General features: G+C 43.3%; 14 protein-coding genes. 8 read left to right on the top strand and 6 right to left on the bottom strand.

Annotation, left to right across the window (positions count from 1 at the left end):
- Window positions 1–171 precede the first annotated feature (171 nt).
- The 3 genes from P3T48_RS07730 (at window position 172) to P3T48_RS07720 (ending at window position 3,105) form a co-directional block, all read left to right on the top strand.
- On the top strand, window positions 172–879 hold the full coding sequence (locus P3T48_RS07730; protein WP_022252046.1) for a response regulator transcription factor: 708 nt from the start codon (window positions 172–174) through the stop codon (window positions 877–879).
- A gap of 88 nt (window positions 880–967) precedes the next feature.
- On the top strand, window positions 968–1,774 hold the full coding sequence (locus P3T48_RS07725; protein ID WP_276506275.1) for a hypothetical protein: 807 nt from the start codon (window positions 968–970) through the stop codon (window positions 1,772–1,774).
- A 20-nt stretch (window positions 1,775–1,794) separates the two neighbouring features.
- Entirely contained in the window at window positions 1,795–3,105 is a 1,311-nt protein-coding gene (locus P3T48_RS07720; RefSeq protein ID WP_276506274.1) for a sensor histidine kinase, read from the top strand.
- Between the two features lie 329 nt (window positions 3,106–3,434).
- Here the strand turns inward: P3T48_RS07720 and P3T48_RS07715 are convergent, their stop codons facing one another.
- From P3T48_RS07715 to P3T48_RS07690, 6 genes are all read right to left on the bottom strand, one after another.
- Window positions 3,435–4,250, bottom strand: coding sequence for a DUF3108 domain-containing protein (locus P3T48_RS07715; RefSeq protein ID WP_276506297.1), 816 nt, complete (start codon window positions 4,248–4,250; stop codon window positions 3,435–3,437).
- Between the two features lie 8 nt (window positions 4,251–4,258).
- On the bottom strand, window positions 4,259–6,232 hold the full coding sequence (locus P3T48_RS07710; protein ID WP_443217179.1) for an Ig-like domain-containing domain: 1,974 nt from the start codon (window positions 6,230–6,232) through the stop codon (window positions 4,259–4,261).
- A 30-nt stretch (window positions 6,233–6,262) separates the two neighbouring features.
- Window positions 6,263–7,774: a GH3 auxin-responsive promoter family protein gene (locus P3T48_RS07705; RefSeq protein WP_022252040.1), complete on the bottom strand. Its 1,512-nt coding sequence runs from the start codon at window positions 7,772–7,774 to the stop codon at window positions 6,263–6,265.
- Between the two features lie 212 nt (window positions 7,775–7,986).
- Window positions 7,987–9,039 (bottom strand): ribonuclease III, encoded by a 1,053-nt coding sequence (gene rnc / locus P3T48_RS07700; protein WP_276506273.1) that lies wholly within the window; start codon window positions 9,037–9,039, stop codon window positions 7,987–7,989.
- Complete coding sequence (gene fabF / locus P3T48_RS07695; RefSeq protein WP_022252038.1) at window positions 9,029–10,291, bottom strand: beta-ketoacyl-ACP synthase II; 1,263 nt, start codon at window positions 10,289–10,291, stop codon at window positions 9,029–9,031. The genes rnc and fabF overlap by 11 nt, the downstream gene beginning before the upstream one ends.
- 22 nt (window positions 10,292–10,313) lie before the next feature.
- Complete coding sequence (locus P3T48_RS07690; protein WP_022252037.1) at window positions 10,314–10,550, bottom strand: acyl carrier protein; 237 nt, start codon at window positions 10,548–10,550, stop codon at window positions 10,314–10,316.
- Between the two features lie 225 nt (window positions 10,551–10,775).
- Between P3T48_RS07690 and P3T48_RS07685 the strand changes: the two genes are divergently transcribed.
- The 5 genes from P3T48_RS07685 (at window position 10,776) to P3T48_RS07665 (ending at window position 17,376) form a co-directional block, all read left to right on the top strand.
- Complete coding sequence (locus tag P3T48_RS07685; protein ID WP_022252036.1) at window positions 10,776–11,381, top strand: DUF4254 domain-containing protein; 606 nt, start codon at window positions 10,776–10,778, stop codon at window positions 11,379–11,381.
- Window positions 11,382–11,583: 202 nt separating this feature from the next.
- Window positions 11,584–12,666, top strand: a complete 1,083-nt coding sequence (locus tag P3T48_RS07680; protein WP_276506272.1) for a glycosyltransferase family 9 protein — start codon at window positions 11,584–11,586, stop codon at window positions 12,664–12,666.
- Window positions 12,667–13,508: 842 nt separating this feature from the next.
- Entirely contained in the window at window positions 13,509–14,501 is a 993-nt protein-coding gene (gene nadA, locus P3T48_RS07675) for a quinolinate synthase NadA (RefSeq protein WP_276506271.1), read from the top strand.
- Between the two features lie 912 nt (window positions 14,502–15,413).
- On the top strand, window positions 15,414–16,070 hold the full coding sequence (trhA, locus tag P3T48_RS07670) for a PAQR family membrane homeostasis protein TrhA (protein WP_022252031.1): 657 nt from the start codon (window positions 15,414–15,416) through the stop codon (window positions 16,068–16,070).
- A gap of 487 nt (window positions 16,071–16,557) precedes the next feature.
- On the top strand, window positions 16,558–17,376 hold the full coding sequence (locus P3T48_RS07665) for an ABC transporter ATP-binding protein (RefSeq protein ID WP_276506270.1): 819 nt from the start codon (window positions 16,558–16,560) through the stop codon (window positions 17,374–17,376).
- Window positions 17,377–17,390 lie beyond the last annotated feature (14 nt).

Genomic DNA, 17,390 nt, shown 5'->3' with positions numbered 1-17,390 from the left:
TAAAATTTGTGGATAAACAATCTCTCTGGAGCCTAAGACTTTGGGTTATCTTTAGGTTAAGTAATGTGGAAAACTTGGAACTTATCAACAAAATAACTATCTTTGCACATGAGAACGGAACCCAGCGAAAATTGGGTAAGAGAATATAATCTTTAAAACACAAGAAGAGTTATGGCTGACATCAAATTACTCTTGGTAGAAGACGACGAAAACCTCGCCTATATGGAGAAAAGCTGCTTCGAAGATATCATCGAAGGATATGAGGTGAAGACTGCCGTCAATGGCAGGCAAGGACTGGAGGAATGGAAAACCTTTCAGCCCGATGTCATCGTTTCGGATATAGACATGCCTATCATGGACGGTCTGGAGATGGTGAGGAAAATACGTGAGGTAGATGGCGATACCATCATCCTCTTTACCACTGGCCTTACATCGCCCAAAGACCTGAAGGCAGGCTATGCTGCCGGAGCCAACAACTATGTGAAGAAGCCTTTCATACCCGAAGAGCTGGATGCACACATACAGAGCCTGATGCGACTGAAGGAAGGCAAACGCAGCAAGAACAACAGCCAGCTCGTAAAACTGGGCAAATATATCCTTGATGCCAACCATGCCACGCTGAAAAACCAGGAGGACCACAGCGAGAAGATGCTTACGGCACGTGAGGCAAAGATTTTGGAACTCTTGGCAGTGAACAAGAACGAAGTGGTGCGCCGTGACGCTGTACTGAGTCGTTTCTGGGACGTGGAAGACAAAGACTATTTTGCATCGAGAAGCCTTGATGTTTTCATCAAGAAAATTCGCACTGCCATCGAAGACGAGCCAAGTGTAGAGTTAAGGACCATCCGGGGCGTAGGCTTCAAACTCATTGTAGAATAACTGCAAGCCCGTTGTCGAAGCATCGGTATGAAGACCTTTGCATAAAAACATTATACAGAGAAAAAAACAACAATAAAAATAAAGCATTATGTTTAAGTCGATACTTTACTATATATTAATGATAGCGGAATTCTGTAGCACCATGTTTGTTGGTGGTATAGTGATAGGCATCTACCTTGCTGTCTCAGGAAAACTGGAAGAGGTAAATGCCAACGACCAGGCTTCCTTACTCAAGGCAGGAACTCCCATTATTTATGTTTTCTGCATTCTTGCTATACTTATATTATGGTTCACCTTCAGCAAGGCAAAGTTTTCCAAGTTTACGCTGGGCAGAGTGAATCCTGCCTACAAGTGGAAGGCTATGTTCTGGTACACCCTTCCCCTGTTTGGAATTACCTTGATGTTTATCGCCCTCTTCAATTTGTTGGACATCAAAATATACAACAAGGAAATCATGCCTTTTGACTATATAGGAATGCTTCCGATGATTCTTATAGGCTCTTTTATCTCAGCCTATATTATCTTCGGCGCGATATACGAAGAACTGATCAAATGCGGCAAGAAGACATGGGTTTCTTACCTTACCGTTCTTGTATTCAGCATCATACCATTCATTGCCACAACCCTGGGCCAGTCATTGACATGGATTATCATGATGATGATATGGAGCATCGTGCAGACATCGCTCCTCTTTTATATCTACAAAACCACAAGGAGCACCATCGTGACATTTGTGGCCTGTATCATCTGTAATCTGATTCCTACCGATATTTCCAGTATTCCTCTGTGTACTGCCATGGGATGCTTTGGATCCACATTGACAGCAAGCAGCATCAGCAATTATTTAGTAGCAAAGAAGGAAGGCAGAGAAACCGAATACCTCTTGGATGAATAAAGAAGAAAGGAGAAGATGATATGAATGCCAACCGCACCAAGATACTCAGCACCGCTGCCCTGATAGCCATTCTCCTTATCCAAATGTTCTGGATGTGGAACACCTATAACATCAACGCAAGACAATTAGGAAAGGAATGTGATGAGATATTGGAGGAAGCCATCGCCTTAGAGTTGGATAAAACAAATAGGTGCGATTCTTTTTTTGAGTCGGGAGATACCGTTGCTAACAGTAATATCTATAATTCTACACTATCCCTTTATGATGCCATCTACAAAAAATCGCATCAAGATGCCAACATCGATACCTTAACAATTATTGCCGACTCCATAATCAAAGCAAAGAAGTCGCCTTTCCGCATTGCCATCAACAAGGTGAACATAAAAACAGGAAAGGTGATGGAAGGCAAAAATATCAACAGCAATATTTTCCCCTTCCTGGAGGAAGTGAAAACCAACATTCTGCCTGTAAGACTGGACTACAGCGTAGGCTTCCAGATGACTATCACCAACGGAAGTATCTACATCTTCAGTCATAACTGGGTGCTGCTCCTCATCTCTATCCTTATTTCCATCGTCATCATCCTGAGTATTATCGACCAGATAAACTATATCAACGAGCAGGAACGTGTTCGCCTCCTGCGCGAGGATTTCTCGTATGCCATGGTTCACGACATGAAGTCGCCCCTCACCTCTATCATCATGGGTACGAAATACCTGCACAGCGGTGTGCTGGAGAAGAAGCCAGAAATAAAAGAGAAATATTTCACCATCGTAGAAGACGAGGCACAGCATCTCTTAGCACTCATCAACCGACTGCTCACCATCTCGAAACTGGAACATGGCAAGTTGAATATTCAAAAGACTGTAGTAAAACTGGAGCCCATGATAGAGGATGTGACCGAGAAATACAAAGCCAAGTCGGCCAAGCCCATTCATATAGCCACCCAGCTGAAGGTAACGACTGTGGCTGCAGACGAGGAATATCTGAAGGAAGCTATCAGCAACCTGATAGACAACGCCACCAAATACTCGAAAGAAAAGATCAACATCCGCATTTCTACCCTCGAGGACAACCACTATATATATATTAAGGTGTACGACGAGGGAATAGGCATATCGAAGAGCGAACAGAAATCGGTATTCAATCGCTTTGAGCGTGCTGCCGAACACGAGAAAAATGGCAACAAGACCCGAAAAGGATTTGGCATAGGCCTGAACTATGTGTTCCAGGTCATCCATGCCCATGGCGGAAAGATAAGTCTGAAGAGCGAGAAAGACAAGTGGACGGAGTTTACCATCGCCCTGCCTAAAGTTTCAGACAAGCAATAAGATGGAGAAAAAACAAGTTACAGGGACACAACTCATCAACAGAGAGGCACGCCAGGCATGATTAGAAAAACGTTAACTTAAAGATAACCATCTGATAACACAACATTTACAACAATAGCCGTATCTTTGCATCGTAAACAATAAAGAAAAGAAACGATACAACTATGGCTAAATCATTCGTCATCATACTCTTTACGATACTCTTTGGCTTGAACCATGTATCGGAAAAGCAGTACAACCATACAAACGATAAAAATCAAATAATAGAAATCTCTCTTAAAAGGTCAAGCTCAAGCTGTGAAGCTGTTGAGCTTGACCTGTCTTGTTTGTCACTTTACTCTGGAAGTGATGGGATTTCTTGTTCCTTTCATACCAACGAGGAAAGCCTTGGCGCTGCCAAACTTCAAGAACATGTCAAGACGTATTGGCACGTGGTTCTCGTCATCGGTCACATAGAAATCGACTATTCTCTTGTACTTGCCGTCTTCTAACTCCATGTAAGCCAAGCGCAGACAGCGATACTTCAAACCATTGTCGGCCTTGATGGTTTCCTTGCCCAAAAACTTGATCTGGGCAGGTGTACGGCCGTTTCCATCCACAATAGGGAACTTCACCACATAACCCTTCTTCCAGTTGGCAGGGTCGAAACTGCGGGCACGCAGGAAGATGTTCATCATATCGAAAACGCAGTCTTCGTAAGCTGCATTTTTCCAGTGATGAGTACCATCATGGCGCTGACGATGCATACGAACATGACATTTTCCGTTGGCATAGCTGTAAAAATCCTCATCTACCGTATAGCGCTTGCCTTCACGGGCTCCCTTACGGAAATAGAGCGGAGCAAGGTCGGTGCTGCTATAACAAAGCAAGGTGTCGCGAAGTACAAAGAAATCGTCTACTCGCTTGTTGCCACGTGTCACCAACGAACCACGATAGGCGGGTTTGCCCTTATAAGTGGTCTGGATGGTTGACATACTGGCTGTACCAGCCTTAACCCATACAAACTTCCAGTTGTAGTAGAGGTTGTAGGCCAGGTACTCACCCGACTTGAATGCCGTGTTACGGAATGTACACTGGGCAGACACCGTAGTGCTGACCATAAACAGCAAGATAGCTGTCAGTACTGATTTTTTAAGAAATTTCATCATATCTCTTACATTTTAGGAACATACTGAATGCCTAATTTCTTAGCACGATCAGCGTTCTGATTTTTCACTTTTTTCTCCTTGTCTGGCTTCTGCTTGGTAATGACACCAGGCTTCTGTCGGTCGAGAGGCCGTTCCGTAGGGTTCCAACTCTCGGTAATGTCCCATTTGGCCTTGCACTCTATGACCTCAGGATAGTAATACACCTCTTCTGCCTGCTGGTCTTTATCGTAATCACCAGTATCCCATTTGCCATTATTATTGCGGTCAACTATCAGGCGCAGATAATATTTCTCGGGCTTGAGATAATAGAACTCCGCCACTCCGTTGACAGCCTTGGTTTCCTTCACCACCTGGTCTTGCCCGTTGAGCAGTTGTACCAGCAGGTGCTCGTTTTCAAGACTTGTTATGTTGACCAGCAAGGTGCTGTATTCGTCGAGCGAAGAAACCTTGAAGCCTTGCTTTACAGGCTTGGAAGCCAGCCCGTAGATATCGACAAATGCAGCCGAATCTATCTCAAGACTGTATTCGATGTCGGGTCGCCACTCGCCCCGCAGCTTATAGTTTCGGTTGCCCATATCCTCAAACTCGAAAGGAGCTCTGTACCACAATGTGTCGTGCTTGGCATAAAGATGAATGCCTGCCGTATCGGCATGGGCAAGAGGTGTAGGGAACGAGAAACTGATGTTCTTGTCGGGATCCAGCTGTGAAGCCACTCCTATCTTTACCTCCAAAGGCTTGGGAGCCATGACCGAGTCGTAGGGTTCGCCTTTCTTCTTGCGCTTCTCCTGCTTCTTGGTCCATTCTTCCAACTCTTTGTTGAGTCGTTTCTGTCGTTTGGCATACGATTCCTTGGCGAGTACATCGAGGGTATCGGTACGTGAGACAAGCACACCTGTACTGTCGGTCATACGATAACTCAGTTCTATTTGCAGCGTATCCTGATTGACCAAGGCAGTATCGCGAAGCCAATAGGTAAGTGTGTCCTGCTGTAAAGAAGACTCGATAAGGAAGGCGTTTTCTGCATCAAAGTTCAATCCTCTGACCGAAGGCATGATAGAATCGCCATAGCTGAAGAAGAGTGAGAAATTGTTGGCATCCTTGCGCTCAGCCTTGAGGAAGTAGCGGTCGGTAAGTGACTCTGTGAAAGCTCTCAACACAATATCATCGGGCAGGAAATGAGTATACGCCACCCGGTCGATAGACTTGATATGCAGAGAGTCGACCCACGTTGTATCCTGACGGGTATCAGGCTTGAAAGATGGCACGATGATGTCGTGAGAGAAGGCTATCTTCTCGCTCTTCTGACTGAACATATAGTTGCCATCCATATCCTGAAGGGCATAGATGCGGTAAGAGCCTGGTGCCACACCCTTGATAACGAAGCGGCCACGGCTGTCGGTACGGCTCACACGAAGCATGGGCTTGGTACGGAAAGCCGAATCGGCGGTGTCGCTGTACAGACCTACAAGAATGCCCTTGATGGGCTCCAAGTTTTCTGATTCGAGCACATAGCCCGACACCTCCATCGTATCTATCTTCTCTCCTGTGGAGAAACTGTAGGTATAGTTTCCCATAGGATTGTTCTCATTATTGTCGCTGATGGCATCAGAGAAGTCTATCGTGTACGTGGTATTGGGCTTCAGCGAGTCGACCAGCGATACCTGAATCTTCTTGCCTGCCGTCTTGATTTCGGGCACTTCTATCTGAGGAGGCGACACGACGACTTTCTCGGTAGGATTGTCAATCTTGACATATTCATCGAAGTAAATGTTTATTTTCTTTGATGTCACATTCACTCCTTTGTCCTCAGGACTGGCACCTATCACCTTGGGCGGTGTCTCATCGAACCATCCTCCATCAGGCTGTCCCATCTTGGCACACGAAGCCAAAAACAAAATGGCAAGGACATAGAAGGGCAAATACATAGCACTTGCCTTCTTATGCGTCTTAATCCATTTGTCTATCTTGTTTATCATCATTATTCTCGTGTATCTACCTTTTTGCGCATATTATAGTTTGTTGAGTTCGAGCATCTCGTCGATATTCTTTCGGCTGTTGCTCAGTCGGGGCACCTTGTGCTGTCCGCCCAACTTACCCTTGCTCTTGAGCCAGTCGTTGAAGAGGTTAGGACGGGCCTTCACTATCTCCAAATGCTGAAGTGTGACGTCGTGGAAACGCTTGGCCTCATAGTCGCTGTTGATTTCCTGCAGATGCTTGTCGAGCAAGGATGCAAACTCGTCAAGGCTTGCCGGCTCCTTGGAGAACTCGATGAGCCACTGGTGGCGGCACTTGGCATTACTGTCCATAAAGACAGGAGCTGCTGTATATTCTGCCACCTGCGCTCCTGTTTTCTCGCAGGCATACTTCAATCCCTTTTCGGCATTGTCCATGATGAGTTCCTCACCAAAGGCATTGATAAAGTATTTGGTACGTCCGGTAATGACGAACTTGTATGGATTCTTGCTGGTAAACATGACTGTATCGCCGATGAGATAACGCCACAAACCACAAGAGGTAGTGATAACCATGGCGTAATTCTTTCCCACCTCGATGCCCTGAAGAGGAACCACCGTAGGATGATCGGTACCAAACTCGTCCATAGGTATAAACTCATAGAACACATCATAATCGATCATGAGCGACATGGCCGGGTCGGATGGATCGTCCTGCAAGCCGAAGAATCCCTCGCTGGCATTATAGGTCTCCATATAGTTCATGCCTGGCGAAGTGATGAGTTGCTCGTATTGTTTGCGATAAGGAGTAAAGGCTATACCGCCATGGAAGAACACTTCCAGGTTGGGCCACACTTCCTCCAAATGTTTTTTACCCGTAAGTTCGAGAACACGTACCAGCACACTGAGCATCCAGCTGGGCACTCCCGAGATATTGGTCACATTCTTATTCATCGTCTCGCGGGCTATACGGTCGCGCTTTACCTCGAAGTCGCTCAACAAGGCTGTCTGCTTCTTGGGCACTCTCACCAAGTTGGCCAAAGGATTGATATTCTCGATGAGGATGGCACTCAAGTCGCCCACCAAACTGCCCGAGACATTATAGTTGGGCGAATGACTTCCACCAAGAATAAGGCTCTTTCCATCGAAGAGCTTGCTTTCGGGATGATTTCTCAGATAATAGGCCACCGCATCGAAGCCTCCTGCATAATGAATGCCATGCAATCCGTCGCGTGACACAGGAATGAACTTACTCTTGTCGTTGGTGGTTCCCGACGACTTGGCGTACCATTTCACAGTTCCTGGCCACAACACATTCTGCTCGCCGTGGCGCATACGGTCGATGTCACCTTTCAGCTCCTCGTAGGTGTTGACAGGTATATTGTTGGCAAACTTCTCGTAAGAATCGGTATTGTTTAGTAGATGCTTAACGCCGTATTCTGTATTTTTTCCTTTCTCTAAAAGGTGCATGAGTACATTGTGCTGCAGATGTTCTGCATCATACAAGTACTTCTCCAACTCCTTTTGACGAGGTTTGAAGACGTTACTGACTATCTTTGTTAAACTCATAAGTGATATTAATATCTTTTAAGTTGCAAAATTAACCTAAACTTTTAATATACAGAAAGTTTTTACTATTTTTAATACAAATGGCAGTATATAGGCAAAAAAATACTCACTACAACCATTGCTGATAAGCGGGCAATGCCTGTAGTGAGTATATTTTGGATCATGACAAGTCGCCTGAAATCTACAACGATAATAGCCTTGCTATCCTCTTTTTATTTCTCTCCTTCTTCCTCAAAGGCAGCAGCTTCGGCAGCAGCAATGATGTCTTCCTTAGACATTTCCTTGGGAGTGGAAGAAATATCGCTCAGATCGAACTCCTCTTCTTCTTTCACTTCTACTTTAGGTTCTGTATCCTTCTGGGAAGTCTCTTCGTACGCCTTTTCGCAGAAGACATCTACCTGTTTTTCTTCTGTTTCGGATTCTTTTGTGATGATGAAGTCACTCTTTACCTCAGTAACAGGCACACTCTGCACAGGTTCTTCCTCCATCTTGGTACGGTTGGACTTGGCAGCAAAGACGGCGTCAATATACTGAGGTTTCTTACGAAGTTGTTCCAGAGTAAGCTTGGAGGCAATCTGCTGACTTTCCTTCTTGGAATAGCCCTTGCCTGTTCCGCCCTCTATACCTTCTATAACCACCTTGTAGGTGAATACAGGACTTCCGTTCTTGTCCTTTTCCTGTTCCACCTGTACGAAATCGAGCTTTACACGATTCTTCTGGCTCCACTCTATGAGTTTGCTCTTGAAGTTGACCTCCTTGTAAGCCACCTTGTCGATGTTGATCATCTGTGAGAGAATACGCTTCTGCATAAACTCCATGCAGACATTGTAACCTCTGTCCAAATAGACAGCTCCCACAAGAGCCTCAAAGGCGTTTCCTCCCATATAGCTATTGTGCGAATAGCTGTGGCCACTCGACAGAATGAGCTGATTGATGCCCATTTCCTGTGCCAGCTTATTGAGCGTATCGCGCTGTACCAGCTTGCTTCGGGTATTAGTAAGAAATCCCTCACGCTTGCCGGGAAAATGCTTATATACGATGTCACCCACTACAGCATCAAGCACGGCATCACCGAGAAACTCCAGTCGCTCATTGTTCATGGGTTTTCCCTTTGCGTTGCGGTGCATGATGCTCTTGTGCATCAGCGCCATCTTGTAATAGCTAATTTCGTGTGGATAAAAACCTAAAATCTGATACAAAGAAAAATAAAGCTCTTTATCCTTTCGGAAAGAGAGCTTTATTCTATCTATAAAATTATTCAGCATATTTCTTGAATACTACACAGCAGTTGTGACCACCGAAACCGAAGGTATTGCTCAATGCAGCACGAACCTCACGCTTCTGAGCTTTGTTGAAGGTGAAATTCAAGTTATAATCGAGCTCTTCGTCCTTATCATCTTCCTCATGGTTGATGGTAGGAGGTACGATGTCGTTCTTAACACTGAGTACGCAGACCATAGCCTCTACAGCACCAGCAGCACCCAACAAGTGACCAGTCATAGACTTGGTAGAACTGATGTTAAGCTTATAAGCTGACTCGCCGAAGACATTCTTGATAGCCTTAGCTTCTGAAATGTCACCTACGTGAGTAGATGTGCCATGAACATTGATGTAGTCAATATCCTCTGGCTTCAAGTTGGCATCCTCAAGGGCGCGCTCCATAACGAGTTTTGCACCGAGACCTTCAGGATGAGAAGCTGTGATGTGATAAGCATCGGCACTCTCGCCTTCGCCTACCATCTCTGCATAAATCTTCGCACCACGAGCCTTGGCGTGCTCCAGTTCCTCAAGAACCAAGCAACCGGCACCCTCGCCCATGATAAATCCGTCGCGGCTTGCGCTGAATGGACGTGAAGCATGCTCAGGGTCATCATTACGAGTAGACAAAGCATGCATAGCGTTGAATCCGCCTACACCACATTCGCAGATAGCAGCCTCGGCACCACCGCTGACGATGATGTTTGCCTTACCCAGACGAATCAGGTTGAAAGCATCTGCCAATGCGTTGCTTGAAGAAGCACATGCGGATGTAGTAGTGTAGTTAGGTCCGTGGAATCCGAAATGGATAGAAATCTGACCTGAAGCGATATCAGCGATCATCTTAGGAATGAAGAATGGATTGAACTTAGGACCATTCTCCTGATGGGTGCCAAAATAAGTCACCTCGTCCTGGAAAGTCTTGATACCACCGATACCTACACCATAAACAACGCCTACATTGTTTAAGTCTTCCTTCTCAAGATCGATACCGGCATCCTTTACACCCTGCATGGCAGAAATAAGAGCCAACTGAGTGTAACGGTCCAACTTGCGGGCTTCCTTACGGTCAATCCAATCGTTGATGTTCAGGTTCTTTACCTCGCAAGCAAACTTGGTCTTGAAAAGGGTTGTATCGAAATGAGTAATAGGAGCTGCGCCGCTCTTACCTGCAAGGAGGTTCTCCCAAGTTTCCTCAGGAGTATTACCTACTGGAGTTACGGCGCCGAGACCTGTTACTACAACTCTCTTTAATTCCATTTATAATAATTGAAGTTGCTAATTACTTGCTGTTCTCCTCGATGTAAGCGATAGCATCACCAACAGTTGCAATCTTCTCAGCCTTATCGTCTGGAATAGAAATGTTGAACTCCTTCTCGAATTCCATGATCAACTCTACTGTATCCAAAGAGTCAGCACCAAGGTCGTTTGTGAAACTTGCCTCTGGCTTAACCTCTGCCTCATCAACACCGAGTTTGTCTACGATAATAGCCTTTACTTTGCTTTCAATTTCTGACATAATTGTAACTTTTAAAATGTTTATAAATTAATTTCTAATTAAAAATCGGGTGCAAAGGAACACTTTTTTTTTCAAATAAACAAACATTTTATAGAAAAAAGTGCTAATTGATGCACATATACCTATAAACTGTGCACCTTTTTTGTGCTTTTTTGTCTTTTTTGTTGGTAATATGCTTTTTTTTAATTACTTTTGTGCATTATTATCAATTAATCTTTTAACATCATGACATTTACAGAAAAAGCAAACAAAATTTTCAATCAGGCTATTGCCGATTATCATATCAAGGACAACATTGATACTCCTATCAACAATCCTTACGAAGACGGCTCCATTGAGAACCGTTTGTATCTGAAATGCTGGATTGATACCGTACAGTGGCATTTCGAGGATATCATCCGCGACCCACAGATTGACCCTGCAGAGGCTTTGATCCTGAAACGACGCATCGACAAGAGCAACCAGGACCGCACCGACCTCGTTGAGCAGATCGACTCATACTTCCGTGAGTTGTATGCCAAGGTGAAAGTGTTGCCCGATGCACGCATCAACACAGAGAGTCCGGCATGGGCTGTCGACCGTCTGAGCATCCTGGCCCTGAAGATTTACCACATGCGTGAGCAGGCTGAACGTACTGAGGCTTCTGCAGAACACAAGGCTAAATGTCAGGCTAAACTCGATGTGCTGCTCGAACAGCAGGTTGACCTCAGTACTGCCATCGACCAGTTGCTCGAAGATATCGAGGCTGGAAGAAAGTATATGAAGGTGTACAGACAGATGAAGATGTACAACGATCCTTCTACCAATCCTGTACTCTACAACAAAAAATAATAAGGTTTACACCTATTATATATATAGCACAATCGAAAACAGGAAAGTCAGAAGAAGGAAACTTAGCGGCAATATTCACAGTATTTCATATCTTTTCCCCTAAAAAGAAAGCTATGAAACAATTGACACCCAGTTTCCTTCTCTTCTTTGTCTTCCCTTGACTTGAAACAAATAGAGTCCATTACTAAGAAAAATAAACGAAATGAAGACTGAGCATATTCTCATCATTCGATTTTCGGCCATGGGCGATGTTGCCATGACTGTGCCTGTGGTTTATTCGCTTGCCACCCAGTATCCTGCCGTCAGGATTACTGTGCTCAGCCGCCCGTTTGCCCGTCCTTTCTTCGAAAATTTAGCTCCTAATGTAGGCTTCATGGAAGCCGACATCAAAAATGAGTATCATGGAATCAAGGGACTCAATGCCCTCTATCGTCGTCTTTCGGCAAAGCATTTCACAGCCATAGCCGACCTGCACAGTGTACTGCGATCCAGCTATCTGCGCATGAGGTTTAATCTCGACAACTTCAAGGTGGCGCATATCGACAAGCACCGCAAGGGCAAACGCCAGCTCACATCACAAAACGACAAGAAGTTCGTACAGCAACCCACATCGTTTGAAAACTATGCTGAAGTTCTTGCCAAACTGGGTTATCCTGTCAAACTGGATTTCACTTCTATCTTTGGCTCAGAGAAAGGCGACCTCAACCTGTTGCCAGAAATGCTGTGGAACAAGGCCAACACAGAAGTAAACAGAGATATCCACAGCGACGAAAAACCCTGGATAGGCTTGGCTCCCTTTGCTGCACACGAGGGAAAGATATATCCATTGCATCTGATGGAAAGAGTTATACAGGGAGTTATCCACACTTATCCACAATGCAGAATATTTCTTTTCGGAGGTGGAGAGAAGGAAACTGAGGTCATGAACCGATGGGCAGAGACATGGCCCGAAGTATGTAATGCGTCGGCTCAGCTCAAGGGTCTGCAGCAAGAACTCATCCTCATGAGCCATCTGCAGGTGATGGTCAGCATGGACAGCGCCAATATGCACTTGGCATCACTTGTCCACACACCCGTGGTAAGTATATGGGGCGCAACCCATCCCTACGCCGGCTTCATGGGATGGAATCAAAATCCTACCAATGCCGTACAGGTAGACTTACCCTGCCGCCCTTGCAGTATCTATGGCAATAAGCCATGTATGCGAGGCGATATGGCTTGCATGAACCAAATCAAGCCAGAAGATATCATTCAAAGAATAGAAACTGTTTTGAAACAAAAATAAAACATTAAGTAGAGAGCGTATTTATATATGCTCTCTGCAAATATCCCTTTTATTATTTTACTTTTTTGAGAAAAAAATAGAAAGCATCCCAAATAGATAAAGAAAAAATACATGGAAAGAAAATATCACTCCATTTATTTAAACTAACCCTTTCTATAATTTCTATTAAATAGACAACTTGTAAAGCTAATAAAAATATCAATATTATATACTTAGTTATTTTTGTCATAATTACACCAATATTCAAAAATAGAAACTGCAACGCTCAATGCTTGACGAATTAATGTTCTATCCAATTCTGAAAAGCCGCAGTTATAAAAAATATTATCTTTTAAATCTGCTCTGCAAAGATACTATTTTTTTATTTAACTACCATTATTACAGGTAAAAAATAATATTATTTTGCACAGGCTATGTATTTAATACAGCAGAACATAGTATATAACTTTTATCCACAAACCTGTGGAAAAACGAATGGAAAACCCATCCAATAACTTATTCATAACTTTCAAGATATCCACCAATCACATTCCAGCCCGCTCGGAATGAGGATATCCACATAGTTATTATTAAGTTTTAATGAAGTTTTTAGGAATTTTAGAACGGAAAAAGATATAAACTTATTAACTTTGCACCAAAATAGGAAAATGTGGATAAAACATCTAAAGCATTAAGAACCAAGAAAAAGAAATGCAACAGATGTATTGATAACTTACTATCAGGGTGTGGATAATAAAACTGGCAAGAAATCATCCAAATATTTATCCACTTATCCACGTTATATCATCATTCCTATATCCTATAAAAAAGAAGAATAAAGAAATAAAAATAATAATAATGTTATGGTGAAAAAAGAATGGATAGAGAAAGGTTTTGTCGATGAACCTGTTGATGCAACCTTAGACTTGAAGCAGGAGATACGCCGACTCTGCAAGGAGAAAGATGCTATCATCCTGGCTCATTACTATACCGTAGGCGATATTCAGGATATTGCCGATTTCGTGGGCGACTCTTTGGCGCTGGCACGCAAGGCTGCAGAAACTGATGCCAAGGTAATGGTGATGTGCGGTGTGCACTTTATGGCAGAAACTTGCAAACTGCTGAGTCCTGACAAGACAGTACTTTGTCCTGACCTGAATGCTGGTTGTTCGCTTGCCGACAGCTGCAAGGCCAAAGACCTGAAGCAGTATAAGGCTGAGCATCCTGGATACAAGGTGGTGAGCTATGTCAATACGACAGCTGCTGTCAAGGCGCTTACCGATTGTGTGGTGACGAGTGGCAATGCCAAGAAGGTGATTGACAGTTTTCCACAAGATGAAAAGATTATCTTTGGTCCCGACTATAACTTAGGCAATTATATCAATAGTGTTACAGGCCGCAATATGTTGCTCTGGAATGGTGGCTGTCATGTGCATGAGAAATTCTCTGTCGAGGCTATCATAAAGCTGAAGAGCGAGCATCCTGAGGCTGTCGTGATGGCTCATCTTGAGTGCAAGGCTCCTGTGTTGGCTGTAGCTGATGTAAAGGGTTCTACTGCCACAATGCTTCGATATGCCGAGAAGCATCCAGAAATCAAAGAGTATATTATCGCCACGGAGGCTGGTATTCTTCACGAGCTGGAGCGCAACTGTCCTGGTGTAACTTTCTATCCTGTGCCACCCGAGGTGAGCGAAGGTGGATTAGGATGCAGCTGCAATGAGTGCGAATATATGAAGATGAACACGCTTCAGAAGATTTATAATGCCCTGAAGTATGATTGGCCTACTGTAGAGGTTGATGAAGCGATCGCACGCGATGCTGTCAAGCCTATCGAGAAGATGCTCTCGCTTTCTTAATATTTTCAGATAAACATATATTCATCTGAGTCAAGTATCTTACTGAGTCCACTTGAAAAAGTCGAAAATCGAATTTTTTGTCTTTGCAATTTGATAATCAAGAATAGGTTTTCGTAAAATTGGCTTTTTCAAGTGGGCTTATAACTCAAGTTTTTAAGTACGGGCTGAAGGCCCAAAAGCTCTTAGCCCAGGGCAGCGCCCTGGGTATAATGGCTTATCGGCAAGGCGCCCTGTAAGGGCAACAGCTTTGTAAATTGCCTGTAGTTTTAAAGCTGTTGGCTATAACTTCTAACGACCGAAGGGAGTGATAATTTTTCAAACTTCTTTAACTTCTCCTACCTTTAACCTCTAATTTTTTAAACCTCTGAACTGACTCAAAAGTTCGCTTTTTCCTCTTTCATTTTCATTAATTTCTAAATTTACAAATACAGAATGAAGTCTCTAAATGATGTTTTTGTTAGCTTTAAGTACTTTTTGTAGATGTATTATTGTATCTGGTGTTTTTTTTACAAAGTGTCTTTTCACACTCAAGGGCTTGGTGTTTTTAAGCAAATGAGTGGTAAAATTGGTTCATTTTAGTTCAAAAAATAATTTTTACCCCCTAAAAGACAAAAAAGTCACCTGTTAAAAAACAATTTTTACTACTTTTGCGTTGGTTTTAAACAAGGTGCGTTGCGAAACGCAGATATCATCTTTTACTTATACAATTTATATTTACATCGTAATGAGAATTTCCGAGTGAGGAGGTTCTCATTATTTTTTTTTAACGTCACTATGGTCTTCGGTTACGGATAATAGGGCTATCTTTGCAGAAGATAAGCTGCACTCGGCAATTTGAAAGCAAGCTTTCATTGCGCTCATTGGCATTATCTTTGCATTCGGCTAACTATTTTTTAGTACTATAAAAGAAATATGAAACTCAAGATACATTTCAGTCATAAGGAGGAACTTTGGAATTCCTGGTCGCATGCGGGTGGCATCCTTTTGGGAGTCATAGTAGGTATTATTTTCCTGTATTGGTGTTTTACCAATCACAACGGTTGGGCAACGGCAGGAGTGATACTTTATCTCTTTGGCATGCTTATGTCGTATATTGCATCTACTGTGTATCATGCTCTCTCGGCATGGAGCAAGTGGAAAGAACGACTGCGTAAATGGGATCATGCTGCCATCTATTGGCATATTGCAGGTTCATACTCTCCCATCACGCTTATAGCTATGCGCGATCAGGGTTATTGGGGCTGGAGTCTGTTCTGTTTCATCTGGGCGTGTGCAATAGCCGGAACTGTCATGAGTTTTTGCCGGCTGAAGGATCACAGCAATTTGGAAACCATTTGTTTCGTCGGTATGGGACTTTCCGTGTTGGTTGCTTTCAAGCCTCTCATTGATTCTGTTTCGCCTGCTACGGTCATTTGGATTGTTGCCGAGGGCGTTTGTTATATTACTGGTGCTGTGTTCTATAGTATCAACAAGCGCAAGTATATGCATTCTGTCTTCCATTTCTTCGTATTGGCTGGTAGTATCTGTCATATCATAGCAGTCTGGGACATTTTGATGAAGTATATCTAACTCAACTTTCTGATTTACGGAAGTTGTGTTAGTTAGACAACAGCTTTGTGAACTTGAAATTAAACATTAAATATTCCCACAATAGCTGTTGTTTCTAATTTTCTATAATTTTTGAGCCCAGCGAAAGCTCAATTGGTAATATTATTTTCCTTTGTGGTAAAATTGTTCCTTAAAGAGCACAAATGTGCCCCACGTAGGGCACATTTGTGCCATAAGTAGGCATTTTGATAGAATCAGTTTTAAAAAAAATGGATACCATGATGGCAACAGGTGTCTTATTGTTTTGCATCTCAGTGTGGGACAGATATTTAAACTTTCGTAGTGTTCAGAACTTGAGAATGTTTATATTATTATCTTTATAAAATAAGGTGGAAAAGTTAACGTTGTGTTAAAAGTAAAAAATAATTGCTCGAAAATTTGGAAGCTATTGCTTTTTGTTATACTTTTGCAGTGTAATATTAAAGTAGTACACTAAAACAGTTAGATTATGATACAAGTAAACAATTTGAGTTTCCATTATCAAGGAGTCAAGAGAAACGTGTTCAGCGATTTCAATATGACTCTTAAGGAGAATAATATCTATGGACTTTTAGGTAAGAATGGTACAGGCAAGAGCACTCTGCTTTACCTGATCAGTGGTTTGCTGCGTCAACAGCAGGGCACTATTCTTATCGACGGAATATCTTCTTGTGATCGTCGCCCAGATGTACTTCGTGACATCTTTATAGTGACTGAGGAGTTTTTTCTCCCCAATGTTTCTCTCGATGTCTATGTGAAGATGAACCGTCCCTTCTATCCCAACTTCAGTCAGGAAGTGTTGGACAGATGTTTGCAGGATTTCGAATTACCTCTCTCTCTTAATTTGAACGAACTCTCGATGGGACAAAAGAAAAAGGCTTATATGAGTTTTGCCCTTGCCACAGGTACAAAATACCTTTTCATGGACGAGCCCACCAATGGCCTTGACATCCCATCGAAGAGTCAGTTCCGCAAGGTGATAGCCAACAATATGACCGATGAGCGAATGTTGATTATCTCTACTCATCAGGTTCATGACATCGAATCGCTGCTCGACCACATTGTTATTCTCAATCAGAATAATCTCTTGCTCGATGCCTCGGTGGCAGATATTTGTGAGGACTATTCCTTCGAGTACCGCACACCTGCCGAAATGGACGATACAGTGCTCTATGCAGAGCCTACACTTCAGGGCAATGCCGTGATAGCCAAGCGAAAGGCTGGCAGCCGGGAGACTCAGATGAACCTCGAGCTTCTCTTCAATGCAGCCATCAACGGCAAGTTGTAAATAAAGAGTGAGGT

Source organism: Segatella intestinalis, from assembly GCF_029348455.1.
GTDB lineage: Bacteria > Bacteroidota > Bacteroidia > Bacteroidales > Bacteroidaceae > Prevotella.
This window is presented reverse-complemented; position numbering and strand designations above follow the sequence as displayed.